At 71.7% G+C, this 20,115-nt stretch carries 26 protein-coding genes and 1 pseudogene; 13 read left to right on the forward strand and 14 right to left on the reverse strand.

The features are described 5' to 3' along the window. Positions 1-70 precede the first annotated feature (70 nt). Positions 71-820 carry an alpha/beta fold hydrolase gene (locus ACF09E_RS13375; RefSeq protein WP_392205299.1) on the forward strand — a complete coding sequence of 250 codons (750 nt, stop codon included), beginning with the start codon at positions 71-73 and terminating at the stop codon, positions 818-820. 67 nt (positions 821-887) lie between these two features. Here ACF09E_RS13375 and ACF09E_RS13380 read toward each other — a convergent pair whose 3' ends face one another. Beyond that, positions 888-1,238 (reverse strand): winged helix-turn-helix transcriptional regulator, encoded by a 351-nt coding sequence (locus ACF09E_RS13380; RefSeq protein WP_392205300.1) that lies wholly within the window; start codon positions 1,236-1,238, stop codon positions 888-890. A 76-nt stretch (positions 1,239-1,314) separates the two neighbouring features. Here ACF09E_RS13380 and ACF09E_RS13385 point away from each other — a divergent pair, with 76 nt between their 5' ends. After that, the gene (locus ACF09E_RS13385) at positions 1,315-1,974 is read left to right on the forward strand and encodes an NADPH-dependent F420 reductase (protein WP_392205301.1); all 660 of its coding nucleotides are present in this window, start codon (positions 1,315-1,317) and stop codon (positions 1,972-1,974) included. A gap of 30 nt (positions 1,975-2,004) precedes the next feature. Here ACF09E_RS13385 and ACF09E_RS13390 read toward each other — a convergent pair whose 3' ends face one another. Beyond that, complete coding sequence (locus ACF09E_RS13390; protein ID WP_392205302.1) at positions 2,005-2,769, reverse strand: maleylpyruvate isomerase family mycothiol-dependent enzyme; 765 nt, start codon at positions 2,767-2,769, stop codon at positions 2,005-2,007. Positions 2,770-2,855: 86 nt separating this feature from the next. Here ACF09E_RS13390 and ACF09E_RS13395 point away from each other — a divergent pair, with 86 nt between their 5' ends. After that, positions 2,856-3,404 (forward strand): hypothetical protein, encoded by a 549-nt coding sequence (locus ACF09E_RS13395; protein ID WP_392205303.1) that lies wholly within the window; start codon positions 2,856-2,858, stop codon positions 3,402-3,404. A gap of 184 nt (positions 3,405-3,588) precedes the next feature. Here ACF09E_RS13395 and ACF09E_RS13400 read toward each other — a convergent pair whose 3' ends face one another. From ACF09E_RS13400 to ACF09E_RS13415, 4 genes are all read right to left on the reverse strand, one after another. Beyond that, positions 3,589-4,071 (reverse strand): DedA family protein, encoded by a 483-nt coding sequence (locus tag ACF09E_RS13400; RefSeq protein WP_392205304.1) that lies wholly within the window; start codon positions 4,069-4,071, stop codon positions 3,589-3,591. Between the two features lie 295 nt (positions 4,072-4,366). Then, positions 4,367-5,008 carry an HAD-IA family hydrolase gene (locus ACF09E_RS13405; RefSeq protein ID WP_392205305.1) on the reverse strand — a complete coding sequence of 214 codons (642 nt, stop codon included), beginning with the start codon at positions 5,006-5,008 and terminating at the stop codon, positions 4,367-4,369. Between the two features lie 252 nt (positions 5,009-5,260). After that, positions 5,261-5,641: a hypothetical protein gene (locus tag ACF09E_RS13410; protein WP_392205306.1), complete on the reverse strand. Its 381-nt coding sequence runs from the start codon at positions 5,639-5,641 to the stop codon at positions 5,261-5,263. A gap of 198 nt (positions 5,642-5,839) precedes the next feature. Then, positions 5,840-6,241 carry a DUF4440 domain-containing protein gene (locus ACF09E_RS13415; protein WP_392205307.1) on the reverse strand — a complete coding sequence of 134 codons (402 nt, stop codon included), beginning with the start codon at positions 6,239-6,241 and terminating at the stop codon, positions 5,840-5,842. 363 nt (positions 6,242-6,604) lie between these two features. On the opposite strand from ACF09E_RS13415, the gene ACF09E_RS13420 reads away from it, so the two are divergent. Both ACF09E_RS13420 and ACF09E_RS13425 read left to right on the forward strand, forming a co-directional pair. Then, complete coding sequence (locus ACF09E_RS13420; protein ID WP_392205308.1) at positions 6,605-7,210, forward strand: hypothetical protein; 606 nt, start codon at positions 6,605-6,607, stop codon at positions 7,208-7,210. Between the two features lie 224 nt (positions 7,211-7,434). After that, a complete protein-coding gene (locus ACF09E_RS13425) occupies positions 7,435-7,644 on the forward strand; it encodes a hypothetical protein (RefSeq protein ID WP_392205309.1) in 210 nt (69 codons plus the stop codon). Positions 7,645-7,739: 95 nt separating this feature from the next. On the opposite strand, the gene ACF09E_RS13430 is transcribed toward ACF09E_RS13425, so the two are convergent. Then, positions 7,740-8,087, reverse strand: coding sequence for a hypothetical protein (locus ACF09E_RS13430; RefSeq protein ID WP_392205310.1), 348 nt, complete (start codon positions 8,085-8,087; stop codon positions 7,740-7,742). Between the two features lie 534 nt (positions 8,088-8,621). On the opposite strand from ACF09E_RS13430, the pseudogene ACF09E_RS13435 reads away from it, so the two are divergent. Both ACF09E_RS13435 and ACF09E_RS13440 read left to right on the forward strand, forming a co-directional pair. Next, positions 8,622-8,783: pseudogene (locus tag ACF09E_RS13435) on the forward strand (hypothetical protein); the annotation flags it as partial. A gap of 237 nt (positions 8,784-9,020) precedes the next feature. After that, complete coding sequence (locus tag ACF09E_RS13440; protein ID WP_392205668.1) at positions 9,021-9,167, forward strand: hypothetical protein; 147 nt, start codon at positions 9,021-9,023, stop codon at positions 9,165-9,167. A 78-nt stretch (positions 9,168-9,245) separates the two neighbouring features. Here the strand turns inward: ACF09E_RS13440 and ACF09E_RS13445 are convergent, their stop codons facing one another. Genes ACF09E_RS13445 through ACF09E_RS13455 form a run of 3 tightly spaced genes read right to left on the reverse strand, consistent with a single transcriptional unit; the run spans position 9,246 to position 10,728 of the window. Then, positions 9,246-9,605, reverse strand: coding sequence for a hypothetical protein (locus tag ACF09E_RS13445; RefSeq protein ID WP_392205311.1), 360 nt, complete (start codon positions 9,603-9,605; stop codon positions 9,246-9,248). Positions 9,606-9,607: 2 nt separating this feature from the next. Next, positions 9,608-10,207: an Asp23/Gls24 family envelope stress response protein gene (locus ACF09E_RS13450; RefSeq protein ID WP_392205312.1), complete on the reverse strand. Its 600-nt coding sequence runs from the start codon at positions 10,205-10,207 to the stop codon at positions 9,608-9,610. Continuing rightward, entirely contained in the window at positions 10,204-10,728 is a 525-nt protein-coding gene (locus tag ACF09E_RS13455) for an RNA polymerase sigma factor (protein ID WP_392205649.1), read from the reverse strand. Before ACF09E_RS13455 ends, ACF09E_RS13450 begins: the two co-directional genes overlap by 4 nt. A gap of 348 nt (positions 10,729-11,076) precedes the next feature. On the opposite strand from ACF09E_RS13455, the gene ACF09E_RS13460 reads away from it, so the two are divergent. The 4 genes from ACF09E_RS13460 (at position 11,077) to ACF09E_RS13475 (ending at position 13,530) form a co-directional block, all read left to right on the forward strand. Continuing rightward, the gene (locus ACF09E_RS13460) at positions 11,077-11,589 is read left to right on the forward strand and encodes an Asp23/Gls24 family envelope stress response protein (protein ID WP_392205313.1); all 513 of its coding nucleotides are present in this window, start codon (positions 11,077-11,079) and stop codon (positions 11,587-11,589) included. 56 nt (positions 11,590-11,645) lie between these two features. Further along, a complete protein-coding gene (locus ACF09E_RS13465; protein ID WP_392205314.1) occupies positions 11,646-11,831 on the forward strand; it encodes a hypothetical protein in 186 nt (61 codons plus the stop codon). Between the two features lie 383 nt (positions 11,832-12,214). Further along, on the forward strand, positions 12,215-12,940 hold the full coding sequence (locus ACF09E_RS13470; protein WP_392205315.1) for a DUF6286 domain-containing protein: 726 nt from the start codon (positions 12,215-12,217) through the stop codon (positions 12,938-12,940). Further along, positions 12,937-13,530 carry a hypothetical protein gene (locus ACF09E_RS13475; RefSeq protein WP_392205316.1) on the forward strand — a complete coding sequence of 198 codons (594 nt, stop codon included), beginning with the start codon at positions 12,937-12,939 and terminating at the stop codon, positions 13,528-13,530. The genes ACF09E_RS13470 and ACF09E_RS13475 overlap by 4 nt, the downstream gene beginning before the upstream one ends. An 87-nt stretch (positions 13,531-13,617) precedes the next feature. Here ACF09E_RS13475 and ACF09E_RS13480 read toward each other — a convergent pair whose 3' ends face one another. From ACF09E_RS13480 to ACF09E_RS13495, 4 genes are all read right to left on the reverse strand, one after another. Beyond that, positions 13,618-15,627 (reverse strand): ATP-binding protein, encoded by a 2,010-nt coding sequence (locus ACF09E_RS13480; protein WP_392205317.1) that lies wholly within the window; start codon positions 15,625-15,627, stop codon positions 13,618-13,620. A gap of 134 nt (positions 15,628-15,761) precedes the next feature. After that, on the reverse strand, positions 15,762-16,406 hold the full coding sequence (locus ACF09E_RS13485; RefSeq protein WP_392205318.1) for an L-threonylcarbamoyladenylate synthase: 645 nt from the start codon (positions 16,404-16,406) through the stop codon (positions 15,762-15,764). Continuing rightward, positions 16,403-17,056 (reverse strand): carbonic anhydrase, encoded by a 654-nt coding sequence (locus ACF09E_RS13490; protein WP_392205319.1) that lies wholly within the window; start codon positions 17,054-17,056, stop codon positions 16,403-16,405. Before ACF09E_RS13490 ends, ACF09E_RS13485 begins: the two co-directional genes overlap by 4 nt. 263 nt (positions 17,057-17,319) lie before the next feature. Then, on the reverse strand, positions 17,320-18,000 hold the full coding sequence (locus ACF09E_RS13495; RefSeq protein ID WP_392205320.1) for a class I SAM-dependent methyltransferase: 681 nt from the start codon (positions 17,998-18,000) through the stop codon (positions 17,320-17,322). A 326-nt stretch (positions 18,001-18,326) separates the two neighbouring features. Here ACF09E_RS13495 and ACF09E_RS13500 point away from each other — a divergent pair, with 326 nt between their 5' ends. Both ACF09E_RS13500 and ACF09E_RS13505 read left to right on the forward strand, forming a co-directional pair. Then, on the forward strand, positions 18,327-19,772 hold the full coding sequence (locus ACF09E_RS13500) for a purine-cytosine permease family protein (protein WP_392205321.1): 1,446 nt from the start codon (positions 18,327-18,329) through the stop codon (positions 19,770-19,772). Between the two features lie 249 nt (positions 19,773-20,021). After that, the gene (locus ACF09E_RS13505) at positions 20,022-20,114 is read left to right on the forward strand and encodes a putative leader peptide (RefSeq protein ID WP_388800212.1); all 93 of its coding nucleotides are present in this window, start codon (positions 20,022-20,024) and stop codon (positions 20,112-20,114) included. The last annotated feature ends 1 nt before the right edge of the window (position 20,115 follow it).

Raw genomic sequence — 20,115 nt, forward strand, 5'->3', positions numbered from 1 at the left:
TCGTCCCTCCCGACAGACTCACGGACCGACGGGCCGACGGGCCGACAGACAGACCGACGGAAGGCACCGGATGAGCGATCGTCGACGCGGCGCCCGCCACCGCGCGCTCAACCTGCCCGAGCCACGGGTCGATTCGGCCGCGAGAGCGGAGGGCGGGGCGGCGGGAGTGGTCCTGCTCCTGCACGGGGGGCGGGCCGACTCCTTCGCTCCCCCGCCCACGCTGAACCTCGCCGGGCTCCGGATGAGGCCGTTCGCCCGGGCGCTGCGTGGGAGCACCCGGACGGCGGGCCTCCTGGTCGGGTCCGTCCGCTTCCGGATGCGCGGCTGGAACGGCGAACGGGCCGACCCCGTCGACGATGCCCGCCAGGCGCTCGCGGACGTCGAGGAGGCCGTCGGCCCGCTCCCCGTCGTCCTGCTCGGTCATTCCATGGGGGCACGGGCCGCGCTGCGGGCGGCGGACGCCGGGCACGTGCGGGGTGTCGTGGCGCTCGCGCCCTGGTGCCCGCCGGGTGAGCCGGTGTCACACCTGGCCGGGCGCACGGTCATCGCGCTGCACGACGAGGCGGACGCGATGACCTCGGCCGCCGGCACCTGGGCGTACCTCCGCCGGGCCGAGGAGGCGGGAGCCCGGGTCCGCGGAGTCCGCATGCCCACCGGCCGCCACACGATGCTCCGCGGCGCCGGTCTCTGGCACCGGCTCGCGGCACGGTTCGCCGCGGAGATCCTCCACCTGCCCGTACCTCCGGGAGCACCGACGCCGCGGGCGGGGTGGGGAGCCGGTCCCACGGACGCGGCGGCCTTCCGCACGGGTACGGGGTGAGACGTGCGCCCGTCCCGCCACCGCGCGTCGACCCGGTCCGGATCGCGCCGCGTCACGCGCAGGCCGCTCACCCGCCCATGCGCTCCTGCGCGGCCATGACCTCGTCGCCGTGCTCGAAGGCCCACGCGCCGAAGGCCTCGACCGGTCCGAGCAACGTGCGCCCCAGGGCGGTGAGTTCGTACTCGACCCGGGGCGGCGCTTCGGCGTAGGCGTTCCGTGTCACCAGCCCGTTGAACTCCAGTCGCCGCAGCGTCTCGGTCAGGACCTTGGGGCTGATGCCGCCGATGCGCTCGCGTAACTCGCCGGGGCGTCGGGGGCCGTCCCGCAGGCTCCAGATCAGCACGGCGTTCCAGGTGTGGGAGAGGAGGTCGAAGGCGAGGCGGGCGCGGCAGTCGGCGAGGAAGGCGTCGGTCGTCACGTACCGAATGGTGCCTGACGGGTTCCCTAGTGTCGTCCCGAATGCGGTGGAAGCACGTACGGAGAGGGGCGTATCGATGAGGATCGGTGTGCTGGGCACGGGGAACATGGCGGACGCACTGGCCACGCAGTGGGTGCGGGCCGGGCACGAGGTGTTCGTCGGAGGCCGCGACGAACAGAAGGCCCAGAGGCTCGCGGCGCGCATCGGGGGCGGTGCGGGGCACGGGAGTCTGGAGGCGGCGGCCGGCTTCGGCGAGGCGGTGCTGGCCGCTCTGCCGTACGGCACGGGGACGGACGTCGTAGGGGACCTTCGGGCGACGCTGCGGGGGAAGGTCCTGATCGACTGCGCCAACCCGGTCGGGCCCGGCTTCCGGCTGCTGACGGAAAACGGGCCGTCGGCCGCACGCCGGCTGGCCGCGGCGGCGCCGGGCGTGCGCGTCGTCAAGGCGTTCAACCTGTGCCACGAGGACGTGTGGCGGATGGCTCCGCCGGTCTTCGACGGTCAGCCCCTGGCCGTTCCGATCTGCGGGGACGACGAGGCGGCGCTCGCGCTGGCACGCACGCTGGTACGGGACCTGGGCTGCGAGCCGGTGGCCGGCGGCGGGCTGGACCGCGCCGGCCTGCTGGAGGCGACAGCGGCGCTGTTCATCGGGCTGTGGGTGGCGGAGCAGGCCGACGTACGGGCGATCGCACCGCCGCTGGCCTACGCGACGGGTCCACGGCCCGGGAACGAGTGAGGCCGCCAGGGCCTCGCCCCGGGAGAGTTCTCAGCCCCCGTCCTGCAGCCGCTTGAGCAGGCCCGCGTCGCCCTCCATCCGAAGCAAACCGGCCGGGATGCGCATGTACATGAGCAGGGCCATCTCGCTCGCCGTGCCGTGGACGGCGGCGGTGGGCTTGTTCTCTGCGGCCTCCGCCGCCGTGAGGCGGGTGAAGCGGGAACCGGCGGCGTCCACCGTCTGACGCCAGCAGCCGGCCTCGGCCGCGTGGTAGTCCATGGTGGCGGGCTCGCCCGGCCACGGGACCGTGCCGGTGCAGACGGTGGCGAGGAACTCGTCGATGGCGTCGACCGCCTCGGTCTTGGGCAGTTCCCTCGGAACGCCGGAGGCCAACTGGGCGTCGTACGTGTGGATCAGCGACTCCGGGACGCGGCGACGGGCCACGGCAGCCGCCGTGTGCGGCGAGGCCAGCGGCTCCCACCAGGCCCAGCAGCCCCGGTCCGGGCCGACCTCGCGCAGAGCCGCGAGCAGCTGCTCCGTCGAGTCGGCCAGCCAGGCTATGAGGGCGTCGCGGTCCCTGGGCGCCACCTGCCCGTCCTTGCTCGGCCGTTCGTCGCCCGGCGAGGTGTTCCGGACGATGAAGGCCCAGAAGCGGTCTCCCTCGCTGAGGTGGTTCGCCAGGTCGTACAGCGTCCAGCCCGGGCAGGACGGTACGTCGGCGTCGAGGGTGGGCGCCGCGGCGACGGCGGCGCGGAATGCCGCGGACCGTTCGTCGATCATCCGCAGCAGGGTCGGGAAGGAGAGAGGCTCGGGCACGGAGACCTTGTATCACCCGGACCGGGACTCCCGCACTCGTTTAAGATCGCCGGGCCCTCCCGCCGCCGGCGATCCATGCGAACGCGGTGCAAGCTCAACCCCACCGGGCTGCTGCGGACGAGGCGTCCTTCCAGGCCGTCGACGGCTGGCACTCCTCGCAGGAGGATCTCGCCCCCACAGGCCTCGCGCTCGCCGACGGCTCACCGCGCTGGGAGCAGGAGGGCGGGATCGCCGTGGAGGTCACGCAGGTGGGAGGCGGCTTCTTCGTCGCGGGCTCGCTGCGCGACAGCCGTACGGGCGCTCTCGTCCCCAGCGCGCCGGACGGCAGCTTCCTCGAGTGCTTCGACGACCGGCGGTCCGTGATCGTATGCGACACCGCGGAGACCGCGCGCGACATCGACGCGCGGAGCCGCGAGGTCCTGTGGACCATCTCCTCGGACGCCCCCGCGGGGAAGAAGCCCGACGTCCAGAACGTGTTCCACGGGGCCGTCTACGCCGCTGCCGATGCCGACGGCGTCATCCTTGACGCCCGCACGGGCAAGGACCGGACCCCCTGGGAGGGCGCGAGCGCGTACGTGGGCAACGAGTACGCCACGGTGGACATCGGCAAGGAGGTGTCGCCCGCGACCGGGTGATCCGGGACTGCCGTCGCTCTGCGGCCGGTACGCCGTCGCGGTCGGCCGCAACCGCCCGGCCGCGTCAGGAATCCCCGGCCCGCTGCTTGGGGGGTGGGTCGCCAGGCGGGTCCAGATAACCCGCCGTCCGGACGAATCACCGCCGTCCGGACGGTCCTACGCCCCGCCGGCCGTCCGGATGGTCCTACTCCTCGTCGGCCGGCGTCTCGTCGGTGGCCGGGACCGACCGCTTGCGGCGGTACACCACCGCACCGCACACGGCGAGGAGCAGGGCGGCGACGACAGAGACCCCGAGAGCCGTCTGCTCGGCGAAGAGCCTGCCCAGCATCTCCACGATGCCGATGCCCACGGTCGCGTAGACCAGCGCCCAGGCGGCTCCGCCCACGAAGAGGGCGGGGAGGTAGCGCGGCAGCGGCATGCGCAGGGTGCCCGCGATGAAATTGGCGGCTGTCTGAAAGCCGACCGTGAGGAAGGAGACGGCCACCACCGGCGCACCCCAGCGCTGGATCGCGCGCTCGGCGCGCTTGAACTTCGGCGAGGAGAGCCGGTCGGCGAACCTGCTGCGCCGGGCCCCGGCACCGGCGAGCCAGCCAACGGCGAAGGTGCCTCCGGCGCGCAGCAGCACGATGACGTAGAGGGCTCCGGCCGTGAGCGCGATCTTATCCACGACGCCTCGCCCCGGACGCGGACCCACAGCCGGCGTCCGCCGTCACCCACGAGGGGCGTGCCGCTTCACCGGGCGCACGACGAGCACAAGCCCGGTCACCGTCTCTCACCTGCACCCTGCCTCTACCCGATCCGTCCGCTGGGTTCCACCCGCCGCGCCGAGTCCCGGAGACCTCCGAGCCCGCACGTCAGGCAAGGTCACCCTAACCTAAGGGGTGTGAGGCGGGTACAGGGCACCCGCGTGAGCCGGCCGTCTTGGAGTCGTCCGACGGGAGGAGCGGTCGAGTCCCCCGGTGTCACGTGAGGGGCAGGGAGCGGGACGGCGGCGCGGACCGGGCCTCCAGGTGGGCTTCGATGCGTGCGATGGTCCGTGCGTTGTCCTCGAAGAGGTGCGCCTGCATGCCCGCCGCCCGGGCGGCGGCGATGTTGGCCGCGGCGTCGTCGACGAACAGGCAGTCCTCCGGCCGCACGCTCAAGGCGGCGCAGACTGCTTCGAAGGCGCGCGGGTCGGGTTTCTCGATGCCGATCTCGTGGGAGTAGACGATCTGCTCCACCACGTCGTCGAAGCGGTAGCGCTCCGCCTCCCTCTCCCTGGCACCGACGAAGCTGTTGCTCAGGATGCCCAGCCGGCAGCGGCCGCGCAGCCCCTTGACGTAGTCGATGAGGACGTCGTTCGGTGTGCCCAGGTACTCCGCCCAGAGGTCGGCCATGAAGGCCTCGCGCTGGAGGGCGTCGAGCCCGAGACGGGTCGCCACCTGCTCGTTCACATCCCCCTCGCTGATGGTGCCGATGCTCCCGGCCTGCCACACGTCACGCATCCGCTCGTGCACCGCGCCGGGTGCCAGTCCCAGCCGCTCTTCCCACGTCGAGACCCAGCCGGTGTCCGGCGTGATCTCCAGGACGCCCCCGATGTCGAGAACGACACAGCTCACGGCCATGCGGACTCCCCCTTTCCGATGACTCTTCCCCGGCCGGCGAGCCGCGGGCGGCCCGCTCGGGTGATCGACAGACCACTGTCTCCCTCTGTGCCGGGCTCCGGTCAAGTGATCTTGAGACCCTGTGACGGTCCTGTCGCATCCCGGCCCGATCTCGCCCGACCGCCCGGTCGGCACGACCACGCACCGCCGTGCCGAGCGGACGAGGGTCGACGCTCAGGAGGAGGGCCGCTCCCCTGTGCGTGCGCGACGCGTTCACCGCACGATGGAGGCGTCCGGCGGCTGTGCGTCCGTCTCGCCCTCCACGGCCAGGACGTCTCGCGCGAGGTGCCGGGCGCGTTCCCACCCCGCGTCGGTGGACAGGGCGTCGATGGTCCACCGGTCGACCGGGGTGGCGTCCTCGGTCATCTCGCGGAAGACCTCGTCGATCATCCGCAGCAGCGGCAGCGCCTCCGGACTGAGCTCCTCGTCCTCGAGGAGCCCTACGACGAGGTGGAACCCGTCGTCGAAGCCCAGAGCCACCTCGTCGGGAGGCACGGCGTACCTCTCCAGCCAGGCGACCTGAATCGCGGGCGCAGCCGCGACGAGGGCGACCGCCCCGATCAGGGTCCGGCGACGAGGGGAAGTGACGGGCATTCCCACCTCCGCAAGGTGACGGGGACTGTGTCCGGGGAAGAACCGAGCGTGCTCACCTCCGCAAGGTGACGGGGACTGTGTCCGGGGAGGAACCGGGCGTGCCCACCTCCCCCAGGTGACGGGGACTGTGTCTTGGGAGCCGCGCTCTGCCCCTGTCATCCGGCGGCGACTCTGTCGACCCGCGGCGGCCCCGACCGCTCACGCGTCCGGTACGGGCGTGGCCTGGTGGTAGTACATGCGCCACCCGGCGTCCTCGTCCCGCTTCCGCCAGATGGAGCTTCTGCGGGCCCGCCTGCCGTCGATCACGGTCTCGAACGTCAGGTGCACGAGTCCCGGCCCCAGCACCGTTCCCGTCATCTCCGTGGGCACGTACTGCGGGCCGTCGTCGGTGGCCCCCTGCATCTCGGGCAGCGCCGCGAGCATCGACGGGCGATCCCATCTGCGCCCGGACGCACCGACTTCCACGAACTCCGGATCGAGCAGTTGCTCGGCCAGCTCCCGGGACGACCGCCCGGCCGGGCTCAGCAACTGCAACTCCCGCTTCATGGCCTCGGCCACGCTGCTTTCCATGCTGCTTTCCATGCCGTTCTCCGTGCTCATCGACGCATCCTCCCTCACCCGACCCGGGCGTCCGCAACGGGAATAGAGGAGACCACCGTGGACGACGGCCGGCCTGCCTGCCTCCGTCGGCAGCCCGCCCAACCGACGTGACGTGGCATCAGACGACACGGCGGGCCCGACGAGTGCTCCCGCCCTCCACGGCTCTCACCGCACCGAGCCGGCCCGAACCCCCGCAGGCGTTTCCTCACGGCGTCCGCGCCGCCCCCGCGCACCGCGTGACTCATGCGGCGCAGGTTTGCGCGTGAGGCGCCGTGGAAGAGTTGAATCCGACGACCGGTCGGCCGCGTCGCGGCCCGGGCGGCCGGGCCTCCTCGACGCCACGCATCGAACGGGAGTCATCCGTTGCGCCTCTACGCCCAGACACCCGCACGTCGGAACCTCCAGGTGCTCGTCGACCTGATCGCCGTGGCCCTCATCGCCGCCGCGATCTGGGCGGCCCTCGCCGTCCGCGACACGATCATGCTGTTGGCCGAGCCGGGGCGGAAGGTGGAGAGCTCCGGCGACAGTCTCGCGGAGAACCTCGGCAACGCGGGTGACGCGGCGTCGGACGTGCCCCTCATCGGCGGGGTACTGAAGAAGCCGCTCCAGGCCGCCGCCGACGCCGGTTCCGGCATCGCCGACGCGGGCGTCTCGCTCCAGGAGACCGTCACCCAGGTCGCCGATGTGATCACGGCGGCTCTCATCGTCCTTCCCGTCCTGTTCGTGCTCTTGCTCTGGCTCCCGCCCCGCCTGCTGTGGATCCGGCGCAGCAGCACCTTGCGGCGCCTCGCCAAGGGAGCCGGCGGCGCCGATCTGCTCGCCCTGCGCGCTCTCACGGGTCCTCCGCGCGCGTTGTCCAAGCTGCCGGTTCCGCCGGGCGGATGGGCGGACGCCTGGCGCCAGGGGGATCCGGACGCCATCGCCGACCTCAGTGCAGTCGCCCTCAAGCACATCGGGCTCCGCCCTTGACCGGCCGGGTCGGCCTGTGAACCGCCGGTGGAACGCCCTGTCCCGGGGCGAGGGAGCGGCATCGTACGCATCGTCAAGAGGCCCGCGAGTCCGCCCCCGAGTCCGTCCGCCACGCCTGCACGAACGGGGCCGGGCACGTACAAGCTCCTCCACCCCCGGTCGTCTGCGCGCGGCGGCACGTCGACCGCCGTCGTCGTCGTAATCCGCCGGGAGAGTTGCTCCGGTTGCCACCAAGATCGGCCGGGTCCTACGGTCTGAACCGCCGCAACACCCTGGTGCACGTCTGCGTGCCGGTCGACCTCATCCTCGTGCGCGGCCCGGAACAGAAGGACGTCCTCGTGGCTGCGGACCGCTCTGACCACGTGGAACCGTCCGTGGCGCTGGGCAGGGCGCTGCGAGACCTCGGCTCCCACCTGTGGGTGTCCGCCTGCTGAGGTGACGGCCGACCGGCGCCGGTTCGGCGGGATTCCCCCCGCCGGACCGGCGCACGGCGTTCCCACAGCCGCCACGCAGCGGTTTCCGCAGGTGCTCAGACGTGCTTCGCCTCCTCGGCGGCCGCGCGACGTCCGCCGATCGAGACGACCAGGGCATCGGCCACGGTCGCCGCGTCCGCGTCCGCGACGTCGGACGGGTATTCGGGAAGCAGGTCGTCCCAGACCGGCATCCACGATCCGTACAGCTGGGTCTGGCCCTCGGGCCGGGCGAAGAACCAGATGTGGAGATGCGCGCCCCCGTCCCCGATGCGGTAGACGTGCGCGCGGGAGATGTGGGGCAGGGCCTGCACATGGCGGACGATGTGGGCGGAGAGAACCCCGAGCTCGGCCGCCAGTTCGTCCGGCAGGTCGGCCATGTCGTAGTGGTCGAGCGGATGCAGCATGAGGACGAGAGGGACGCCGACTCCCTTGATCCGAGTGAGCCGCCAACGGTCGTTGAACCAGAGGCCGTCCTCCCGGTCTCGGCACGAGTCGCAGTCTGATGGATCCTCTCCGTGTCGTGGGGGCTCGGGCACCACAGGTGGGCGCAGGGGCGAGACGCGCAGTCCCTCCGCCTCGAACGGGCTGATGCTCCACCCCGTCATACGGGCCAGGGGGAGGCGGTGTTCCGCATCGGCGGCGGAGAGGGCGTGGTCAAAGAACTCATCAGGTCGCAGAGCCATGACGGGAAGACTAATCGCCGCACCGGACAAGCGTTCGGAACCGCGGACCGCCGATGACCCTCCGCGTACGCCGAAGTCGAACCCGGTCGAGCCAACTACCGGTCGTCGCCGGTAAAGGCCCTGATGATGCCTCAGCGACTGAGAATGATGCCGTTGCTCCAGTTCCATCTCCAAGAAGAACTCCCATGACTACGACATACGGGGCAATCTCTCTGATTCTTCATCACATCGTCAGATCGGTTCTGTCGTACGGGCATGACAACTCACACACACGTCAAGGAACGCCCGCCGAGGCCTCGGATCCGGTCCGCGAAGCCCGCTCTGCCCTCGCCCGCCGACCGGGCTGCCCTACGTCTGGCATGGCAGCTGTCCGAGCGTCAGGTCGCCGATGCCTTCGGTGTGACCGCCGCGACCGTGCGGTCCTGGGAATCGGGACGAACGTCTCCCACCGGAAAGCGCCGCGCCGCCTACGCCGCCTTCCTGAGCGGGCTCGCCTCGGGCCTTTCATCCGGGGAGAGCGGCCCCTTCGCGCCACCTCCCCGGTCCGCCGTAGGCGCCCCCTCGCGGCTGGCCCGTGCCGCCACACCCCGCAGACCCGCACAGCCAGGGGTGCGCAGCGCCCCGGTGCCGGCGCAACGCATCACACGACGCGCTGTGGACCTGGAGGCCCTGCCCGTGGGCGGCGGGTTCGATCCCGTCTCACCCGAGCGCAAGCGCAGGCTGCGTCTGACCGCTGCGGCCGTCGGCGTGTGGACCGTCGCCCTTCACCTCGTCCTGACGATGCCCGCACCACACTTCTGACGTCGGTACGGCCTGCCACAGGGAGCGCGAGGTCCGGTGGCAGGCCACGAACCGTGGCCGGGAGTGCACCCGGGCAGGTCACACGAGTCCCGTGACGGTGACGCTCACCCGCGTGGCTTCGAGCGACTGTTCCGGCAGCAGCGCGGCGAGCCGTGCCTCGACCGCCGAGCGGGTCGCCCGCGCGACCTCCACCGTGCGCCTCGACCGCATGGCCACCAGCCGGACCTCCACCTCCAAGGGAGAGGTACCGGCTCCGCCGCGGAGTCGGACTCCTGCCGAGGACGAGGTGACGGCCGCCGCCCCCGAGGTGGCGGGGCGCCCGGCACGCAGGAGACCCGCGAGGCCCGGTCTGAGGAACGCCACCCCTGGCACGTCTCTGGCCGTGCGGGCGATGTCCTCCGCGAGCGCGTTGCGCGTGAGGGGCTGGGGAGCGGTCACGGCTACCGGCCTTCCTGGTCGTCGGTGGGACGGACAAGATCGCTGATCAGGACGTCCACCGGCGAGACCGACATGCCGAGCTCGGCCGTCGCCGCCGTCCGGACCGCAGATCGGATCCGTTCGGCGATCTCGGGAAGGATCCCGTCCGCAGGTGCGTGCACCTCGATCCGGACCGCGACCTCGGGAGCGTGCGGGGTGAGTTCGAGCCGACAGGAGCCGGCGTGGACTCCGGGAACGGTCTCGGCAGCATTCCTCAGGGTGCGGGCGACCACCGCCTCCATGATCGAGAGGTTCTCCTCCGGCTCGCCGAGAGGCAGCGGCCGCCCCGGGCGCAGCTCGAGACGTACGACGTCCATCACCCGGCGCGTCAGCGCGGTCACGTCCGCGCCCGTGGGTTCCGTGTCCTCCCGGAGCCCTTGGACCGCCGACTCCAGTCGTCGCAGGTCTTCCACCTCGTGGCGGCAGTGCTCGCAGGCCGCCTGGTGGGCATCGTGCTCCTGCCGCTCCCATCGGTCCCAGACCTCCGAGATCAGCTGCCCGCAGGGCAGTCGGGTGTCCTCGTCTCCGAGGTCGTCGGCGGGCGGAGTGACGTGTGCGTTCATCGCCAGGCCCCCATTGCTTGTGTCAGACATCGTCGTGCGCGGAATACACGGGCTCGTACGGCTTCCTGGCTGATGCCGACCGTCTCCGCGATGAATTCATAGGACTGTCCGTCCACTTCTCGCAAGACCCAGCAGGCCCGCTGCTCGGGGGAGAGGAGGTCCAGTGCCCCGCGCAGTTCACGGACCGCGTCCCGTCCCTCGGCGATTCTCGCGGGTGACACGGCATGCTCGGCCGCCGGTACGTCGCCCGCCGTCTCCAGCGGCACGGCGACGGTCCTGCCCCGCAGCACGTTGAAGCACCGGTTGGTGACGATGCGGTAGAGCCAGGTCCCGAAGGCGGAGCGGCCCTGGAAGTCGGGCAGTCTGCGCCATGCGCTGATGAGTGCCTCCTGCATGGCGTCCTCCGCTTCGGTACGGCTGCCGAGCAAGCGGGTCGCGAGACCCAGCAGCATGGGTGTGTGGCGCTCGACGAGCACGGCGAACGCCTCCTCGTCTCCCTCCACCGCTCTGGTCACGAGCAGGACTTCTCCCTCGGTGGGGCCGATGTCCGCTGGCGTGATGCGTGTGCCGACGCCCGTCACTGGGCGGCTCCTCTCATTCGCCTTCACCAGTGAGACACCGATGGGCTCCACTCGTTACGGAGTAGTTCGTGGCAGGCGCGAACCCGGATGCACGGCCTCGCGCTGCGAACGCCGACGGACCACGGACGTCACCCCGAACAGCGGAGCGGCGCACCCTTCCGGCGCGGCGCGCCGGACGCACCGCGGGGGAAGGGGGGCAACTCGTCACGATTTCCGCGTCACAGCTCTCCACCGCTCGGGTCGATACGGATGAGAACGGTTCAGCGACGCTCGACGAAAGGGAAGACCATGACCACGAGCACGGCCACCGCACCGAGGACCCCGTCCGCCCTGCAGAAGAGCTCGGACGGGGCCGTGTCCCCGACCGCGGTCGGGGAGCAGCGGCAGTCCCCCCGCCCCGCCGATGTGCCGGTCGGGGAGCGGGGCAGGACGGCCATCGGGGACGTCGTCGTCGTGAAGGTCGCCGGCATGGCGGCCCGCGAGATCCCGGGTGTGCACGACATGGGCGGCGGTCTGTCCCGCACTCTGGGCGTGGTCCGCGAGCGGGTGCCGGGTGGGCGGCCGAACGTCGGGCGGGGTGTGAAGGTCGAGGTCGGCGAGCGGCAGGCGGCGATCGACCTGGAGCTGGTCGTGGAGTACGGCGTCCCGATCACCGAGGTGGCGCAGGACGTCCGGGAGAACGTCATCGTGGCGGTCGAGCGCATCACCGGGCTGGAGGTCGTCGAGGTGAACATCTCGATCAACGACGTCCACCTGCCGGAGGACGACAACGAGATCGCCACCGACTCACGAGTGGAGTGAGTGCGCACGGGGTTGTCCTTCGACATGTCTCTCGACGAGTGGAACGAGGATCGGCAATGAGTCAGGCGTTCACGGGGATGGCCGCCGGTGTCGCCCTGGGCTTCGCGGCCTTCTTCGGAGGGGTGGGAGCGTTCCTCCTCGTGGCCGTGTTCGGCGGCTTGGGTTGGGCGATCGGTGCCTGGTTCGACGGCGGCGGGCGCGTTCAGGACCTTCGGGAGACCATCGAGAGGGGCCGACGGTGACGGGGGCCCGGATGCGCGGGATCACCCGTGTCTCGGAGAGGGCGCTTCGTGCGGTCGCCGTCGGCGCGGCCTCGGAGGCCCTGTCCGCCGGGAGTTCGGCGCAGAGATCGACGGCCAGGCTGCGGGGGCAGTCGGCGCACCTCAGTCTTGATGTGCGGCTGCACCGGCCCGACTCCCTGGCCGAGACGGTGGCAGGGCTACAGGACCATGTTGCCCGACGCACCGGCGAACTCACCGGGCTCCCGTGCGAGCGGCCGAGTGTCCGGGTCACCCGGCTGACTTTGCCGGTCCCCCGGCCGCCGGCTCTGTCCGCATCGGTCACGGAGGGGGCACCACCCGTAGCACGGCGTCCGCGCAGGTGCTGGTCGCAGCGACGAGGCCCCATGGCGTTCTTGTCACTCGCCGGTTCCCTGCTCCTGGGCGCGGTGGCGCTGGACATCGCTGGATTCCCTCTCCATGGGCGCCCGTTGACGGCGTGGTGGCGCGCCGGTGTCGCCTGGGCGGCCGACCACGGCTTCGGAACTCTCCTGTTCGCCTTCGCGGCAGGGGCAGCGGTCGGCCTCGCCGTCCTCCTGATCCTGCTGGCGCTCTTCCCGGGCCATCGGCGGCGTTGGACGGTCTCCTCCGGAACGGCTCTCACCTCGTCCGTCGACCGGAAGGTCATCGAGGGCTTCCTCCGTGATGCCGTGGGCGCTGTGGAGGGCTGCGGGCACCTGACGGTGCGGATGAGCAGACGGACCTGCACGGTACGAGCGACGCTGATGTTCGGGGACCGCGAAGCGGCCCTTGCCGAGGCGCAGGGCGCCGCCCAGCAGGCCATGACCGCCTGCCGACTGGTACGCCCGCCTCGACTGCGGGTCGTTGTCGACACCGTCGCGCCCCTGGTGGTTCAGGCGAAGCCTGAACCACACGCGAGCCCAGTTCCGGCCCTGGCCCCAGACCCGGCGGAGCATGGCGGGGCCGACCCAGGCCACGGCATCGGCCCCGGCCACACCCCGGGGCCCGACCTCGCCCGCCCGCAGGACTCCGATGGCGTGCGTTTCGGCGCCCCGAGACGCCCGAAGGACGACTCTCCGACGCCCACGATCAGACAGGGAGCCGATTCATGACAGCACGGCAGCTCATGCTGACCAATCGTGTGGTCCTCGGCCTCTCTGGCCTGGGAGTGCTCGGCTGTGTGGCGGTGTTCGTGCTCCCCCACGTCCACGCGTTCGGATCGTGGTGGCCCGGCCGAGGCGTGCTCGGCGAGGGGCGCGTCGCGGAGACTCTGAGCGGGCTCAGGTCCCGGGAGTGGTGGCCGGCAGTCGCCACCACCATCGCGACGACGGGCTGCCTGTTCCTTTCGATCTGGTGCGTACGTCAGTTGACGCGCGGCACCAGCGGAAAGCTCACCCTGAGAACACGCGACGCGGTCACGCTGCGGAGAGCGTTGGAGAGAGCCGTCACGGAGGAGGCATTGAAGATCAGTGGGGTGGCCGGGTGCCGGACCAGAATCGGCCGCGACCCCCGTCGGCTGCGCCTGCGCATGACAGTCGCCCTTGGACGAGGCGCCTCCCCCGACTCCGTTCTCCCCTCCCTCGAACAGCTGTTGGTGCAGGTCAACAGCACGCTTGCCCCGCAGATGGTGCTGGCGGACGTGCACTTCGTGACCGGGACCCGAAGAGTCACGACGTTGCGCACCAGAGAGGCCTCGACGTGAGAGGGCGCTTGGGGCCGACCCTCTTCGGAGTTCGCCTGGCCGGCTTCCGGTCGTGCCGGCGGCCAGGCGGACCACGTGGAACGCCGTTCAGTCGGCGTCGAGTACGTCGGTCAGGGTCGCGAACGGGTCGGTGAGTGCCGCCAGGGTGAACGTCCTGTCGTAGGCGGAGTTGCCGATCTGCGCTCGTGCAGCGCACTCGGCGCCTTCACGCAGGGGTCCTAGCTCCGGAGTGCCCCGCTGGGGATGGCCGACCATCTCCCAGAACACCTGCCCGGCCCCGGAGGCGACGGCCGACTGGTCGCCCTGCTTCAGGGCCGCCATCGCGGCCGCGAGCAAGTCGAGGCCGAGACCCAGGCCGAAGGCGTCACCGATGAGCCGCTTGTCCCGCAGCATGGCCCTGGCGTGCGCGGCGGCTTCCGCGGACCTCTCCTCGTGCAGCGCTATCAAGGCCAGCTGGTACTCGGTGTAGGAACGGGTCCAGTGCTCTCCCACGGAGACCGACTCCGCGCGCAGGGCCTCGGCTTCGACGCGGGCGCTCTGGACGGCGCCTGACGCGGTGAGGGCGAAGACGCGGACCAGGCGGCAGCGGGCGGCGGCGGCAGGCGTGGCATGCGGTCGCTCCAATGCCCGGTCCGCGGTCCGCATGGCCTCCTCGGGCTCGCCGCGCAGGAGCATCAGCAACCCCTGCAGATAGGCGGCGTCCGCCAGCAGCGTCTCGTCGGCGGCGCGCAAGGCCTGGTTGCGCGTCCGCTCGGCCAGGTCTGCCGCCGCCTGGTACTCGCCGCGGAGGCAGCGGACCACGCCGAGAGACCAGGACAGTTTCGCCAGGACACTCGCGGGCGCCTCGGCGACCCGCATGCACTCCTCCAGATAGTGCCCGGCCTCGTGGAGGTAGCCACAACATGCCCAGAAGAAACCGAGATTGCCCGCCATCGTCGCCGCCCTCGGCGGATCGGTGGCAAGGAAGTGCTCCAGCGCTACGCAGAGGTCCGCGTGGCTGTCCGAGAGCCGCGTGTACGCGGCCGCCTGATCCGGTCCCCACCACTCCCGGTCGGCGGCCGCGGCCACCTCGGCGAAGTGCTTCGCATGCCGGTCGGCCAGGGTGCCGGCCTCACCGAGTTCCGACAGCCACATCGCCCCGTACTCGCGGACGGTGTCCAGCATCCGCAGACGGCCCCCGTCGACGGAGACCAGATTCTTGCGCCGTAGCCCGTCGATGGCCTCGGCGACCAGCCCGTCGGTCAACGGGCCGCCCCGACACACCCGTACGACCTCGTCCGGGGTGGCGTGCGAGCGGAACACCGACAGACGGGCCCAGAGGAGTCGCTCGGTGGGTTCGCAGAGTTCATGGCTCCAGCCGATCGTCGTCCGCAGTACGCGATGCCGTGTCGGTTGGACGGTGCTGTCCGGCTGCTCGGCGAGCGCGAGTCTGTCGCAGAGCAGGCGGGCCATCCCGCGCACCGACCGTTCCGGCAGCTGCGCGGCGGCCAACTCCACGGCCAGTGGGAGACCTTCGAGCCAGTGGCACACCTCGGCGGCGGCGACTCGGTCCTCGGCGCTCTCCCACCGGACTCCGGCGGCGGCGGCACGCTCGGTGAAGAGTTCGAGTGCGTCGCTGTCCGGCGCCAGGGGGTCGACTCGGACGACACGTTCGTCGGCTACGGCGAGTTGCTCCCGGCTGGTCGCCAGCACCGCCAGGGAGGGACTGGCGGCGAGCAGCGCCTCCAGCAACTCGGCGCATTCGGCGATCAGATGCTCGCAGGAGTCCAGGATGAGCAGGATGCGACGGCTGCCGATCCAGGCGGTCAGGGCGTCGACGGGATCTCGTGACGAGTGGTCCGAGAGCCCACAGGCATCGGCGACGAGTGCGGTCAGCAGGGACCTGCTGCCCAGGGACCAGAGTGGGGCCCAGTGCACGCTCTCGAACGCGTCGGGCGGGAGGAGACCGGCGGCTCGCTCGGCCAGGCGGGACTTGCCGACGCCGCCCGTACCGACCAGCGTCACCAGCCGTTCTGTCTGTAATCTCGCGATCAGCGTCGCGACGTCCTGTTGCCGGCCCACGAACGATCCGCGCTCCGGCGGCATCCAACTCTGCACACCCGTATTCTGCGCACAGAAGAGGGGACTGGCGGGGCCGGTCCGGAACATGGGGTGGCCCCGGGGTGCACGGCGGGGGGGGCGAGACCGTGGGGTGGCCTCCCCGGGGAGGCCACCCGTGTACGGATGCCCGATCAGCGCACCGTGAGGTGGGGCACCACCGTGCGGAGCTGCGCGGAGGACAGGGTCCCTTCCCTGACGAGGACGGGAGCGTCGCCGCTGACGTCGACGATCGACGAGGAGAGCGCTCCAGGGGTCCGGCCCCCGTCCAGGTAGACGGCGACGGAGTCGCCCAGCATGCCCTGCGCCGCGTCGCAGTCCTGCGGAGAGGGACGGTCGGTCAGGTTGGCGCTGGAGACAGCGAGGGGCCCGGACCGGGACAGCAGGTCGAGGGTGAGGGCGTGGTCGGGCATGCGCACGGCGACGGTGCCCCCGGTCTCACCGAGGTCCCAGGCAAGGCTCGACCGGTGCCGCACGATCAGGGTCAGGCCGCCCGGCCAGAAGGCGTCGATCAGCTTCCGGGCGTCCTCCGGCAGCTCGTCCGTCAGCTGTCGCAGCGCCGAGACGGAGGGGACGAGGACGGGCGACGGCTTGTGACGCCCTCGCCCCTTGGCCCTGAGCAGCGCGCTCACGGCCTCCGGGGCGAAGGCGTCGGCCGCGAGGCCGTAGACGGTGTCCGTCGGCACGACGACGAGGCGGCCCTCGCGCAGGGCCTCCGCGGCCTCCCGGAGCCCGGCCTCGCGGGTCTCCGGGGCGGAGCAGTCGAAGCGTGCGGTCACGAGACCGAGGAGCTCGCGTCGACCGCGGCCGCGTCGGTGCGCACGTCGCCGCGGGTGGTGACGACCCGGGCGTTGCCGTCGGACAGGGCGTAGCCGAGTCCGACCACGGCGACCTCGCCCGACTCGACCTGCTCGGAGAGGAGGCGGGAGCGGTCGAGCATCAGGCCCACGGTGTGCCGGATGTGCTCGTCGATGATGTCCCCGTCCGCGGTCAGTCCCGCGGTCCGGGCGGCGAGGATGCTCGGCGTCACGCGCTCCACCACGTCGCGGATGAAGCCGCCGGCCGCGAAGCCGTCCTCCACGGCGGCGCGAGCCGCCGCGACCGCGCCGCAGGAGTCGTGGCCGAGTACGACGACGAGCCTGGCGCCGAGGACGCTCGTCGCGTACTCGACACTGCCCAGTACCTCCGTCCCAAGGACGTGGCCGGCGGTACGGACGACGAAGAGGTCGCCGAGCCCCTGGTCGAAGATGATCTCGGCGGCGAGCCGCGAGTCGGAGCACCCGAGGATCACGGCGAAGGGGTCCTGGCCGGGAGCCAGCTCGGTGCGGCGGGCGGCGTCCTGGTTGGGGTGGTCGGGCGTGCCGGACACGAAGCGGGCGTTACCGGCGAGGAGGGCGTCAAGCGCTACGGCAGGAGAGGTACGAGGCATGGGGCCACCCTATGATCCGCCCGTCCCACCTGCCTCGGGGGATCCCCGGTTACGCGCGTAACTCACTCCTCGGCCGCAGCGGCCAGGGCCGCCGGGCCGGTGGGTCGGAGGGAATCGTCGAGGTGGCGTCGTCGCGACCGCCGCCGACGACGCCGTACCGGCCCGACGCCGGCAGGCGGACGTCACGCCGGGGTGCACGTGCGTACGAGGGGGGAAGGCGGCACTGAGGGCGGTGCCGCCCGTCGGGCGCCCAGCCCTGGAGGTCAGCGCAGGCGGCGGGCGCGGAGCACCAGGTCGTCGGTGTGGTGCGCACCGGCGCCGCCGTCGGGTGCCACGCGCGGTCGCTGCTCGTCGACCTCCACCACCCAGTCGTCGTCGAAGAGTGCCGTGACGGTCGCGGGCCAGACGTAGTCGGCCGGGTCGAAGCCGCTCTCGTCCGGCTGCCGGTCCTCCATTCCCGCGTGGTGCACGAGCAGCAGCACACCGCCGACGGCGACGGCGGCGAGCAGGGCCCGCTCCGCCGCGGCGTCGGGCGTGCGCAGCAGGGCCGGATACTGCGCGGAGACCAGGTCGAACGAGGCCGGCGGGAGCGGCGCGTCCGTCAGCGTGGCGTGCACCCACCGGACGGTGACGCCCGCGTCCCGTGCGTGTCCGGCAGCTCGCTCCAGGGCGACGCCGGAGACCTCCAGAGCGGTCACGTCCCAGCCGCGGCGCGCGAGCCAGACGGCGTCCGCGCCCTCGCCGCAGCCGACGTCGAGCACCCGCCCGGGGGTGAGACCGGCGACCTCGGCCACGAGGGCTCCGTTGGGCCGGCCGCTCCAGAGTCGCTCCCGGTCGGTGTACCGGTTGTCCCATTCCGCCCGCACCGCGGGGTCTCCCACGTAGGCGTCGATGGGCTGGTGGGCGTCGGTCGCGGGCGGTCCCGCTGAGATGTTCTCGGTCACGGAGCCACCATGGCCTGTCCGGTCACTCTCATGACGTGATTCTTGCCGGTCCGGCAAAAAGATCCGGCCACGTGTCCGACGCGGGTGGCCGGGCATCGCGGGGCCCTTCGTCGCGTGGCCGTTCGTGGCGCAGGCACGCGGCACACGACGGTGGCCGCGGCGAGCGCATGGCGTCGGCCGGAGCCGGCGACGGACCAGATGCTGAAATTATCCATTCAGAATCTTGATACCTGTTCACCGCTATGCCAGATTCGGCGCACGCAGCATACGATCGACGGCTGCGGCTCGTCCGGAAACACCCGAATCGCTGCGGGAGAGGTCTCACCATGCCGGTCCAGCACACCCCCGGGGAGCGTCTCTCGATGGAGACGCGCACCATCGAGGTCATCCCCGACGCCGAGCGGCACGGAACGCCGCGCAGTCAGTTCACCCTCTGGTTCGGCGCCACCATGCAGATCACCGCGATCGTCGACGGAGCCCTTGCCGTCGTGTTCGGCGCCGACGCGCTGTGGGCGATACCGGCGCTGCTGCTCGGCAATCTGCTGGGCGGCATCGTGATGGCGCTGCACTCCGCCCAGGGACCGCGGCTGGGCGTCCCGCAGATGATCTCCAGCCGCGCCCAGTTCGGCGTCCACGGCGCGGTCCTGCCGCTGCTGCTCGTCATCCTGATGTACCTCGGCTTCGCAGCCACCGGAAGCGTCCTGGCGGGCCAGGCGCTGTCCGAGATGCTCCACATCGACAACACGAACGCGGGCATCCTCCTCTTCGGCGCCCTGACCGCGGTGGTCGCCGTCACCGGCTACCGGCTCATCCACATCGCGGGCCGGGTCGCGACCGTCGTCGGTGTGCTCGGCCTCGGCTACCTGCTGGTGCGACTGTTCACGCAGTACGACGTGGGCGCGCACGTCGGGCTCAAGGGCTTCGAGCCGGCCTCGTTCCTCCTCGCCGTGGGCCTGGGGGCCGGGTGGCAGCTGACCTTCGGCCCGTACGTCGCCGACTACTCGCGCTACCTCCCGCGGGACACGAGCACCCGCGCGACGTTCTGGTCCACGTTCGCCGGCTCGGTCATCGGGTCCCAGTGGGCCATGACGCTGGGTGCGCTCACGGCCGCGGTCGCCGGGCAGAGCTTCCTCGGCGACCAGGTGGGATTCCTCGGCGAGCTCGCCGGACCCGCGGTCCTCGCCGTCCTGATCTACCTGGTGATCGTCGTCGGCAAGCTCACCGTCAACTGTCTCAACGCGTACGGCGGCTTCATGTCGATCCTGACCACGGTCACGGCCTTCGACGGCCGCTCGCGCATCTCGGCCGCCGCGCGCGCCGCCTACATCGTGGGGTTCACGGCGGTGTCGATGGTCATCGCGCTGGCCGCCAGTGCCGACTTCCTGAACAACTTCAAGAACTTCGTCCTGCTGATCCTGATGGTGTTCACGCCGTGGAGCGCGATCAACCTGGTCGACTACTACCTGGTCTCCCGCGAACGCGTCGACATCCCCGCCCTGTACGACCCGGACGGCCGCTATGGCCGCTGGAACCTCACCGCGCTGACCTGCTACGTCGTGGGCGTCGCCGTCCAGATCCCGTTCCTGGCCACCAAGCTCTACACCGGCGCGATCACCAGGAGGCTCGACGGCGCCGACATCTCGTGGATCGTCGGACTCCTCGTCACCGCCGCCCTGTACTGGGTGTGGGTGTGGCGCACCGCCGACCCGCCCGCCGAGACCGTTCACCCCGCGGTGCACGAGCCCGAGGGCGCGACCGCGCCGGTCGTCTGACCCGTTCCCGGCCCACGTCCGCGGCACCCCGTCCGCCTCACCCCACCCCGCCGACACCGCATCCGCCCCGAGGGCGGCGACGTCGGGCGGGAGCGTCGGCAGCGCTCTCGCCCGGCGTCTCGTCGTTCGTCCGCCGTTCCATCCGGCGCCCGCCCTCCCGTTCGCGGTGTGTCGATCATGCGAACTACGCGCGTCAACCAGGCCGAACGCCGTTGACGCCCTCCTGCGGCTCGACCAGACTCCTGCCCCATGCAGCCCCTGCGTGATCTCTCGGTCACCACCTTCCAGCGCCGGCACGTGGACCTCGTCCGTGTCGCGAGCGCTGTCTGTCGCTGCCACTGAT

Source organism: Streptomyces sp. NPDC014891, from assembly GCF_043081085.1.
In the GTDB taxonomy this organism is placed as follows: Bacteria; Actinomycetota; Actinomycetes; order Streptomycetales; family Streptomycetaceae; genus Streptomyces.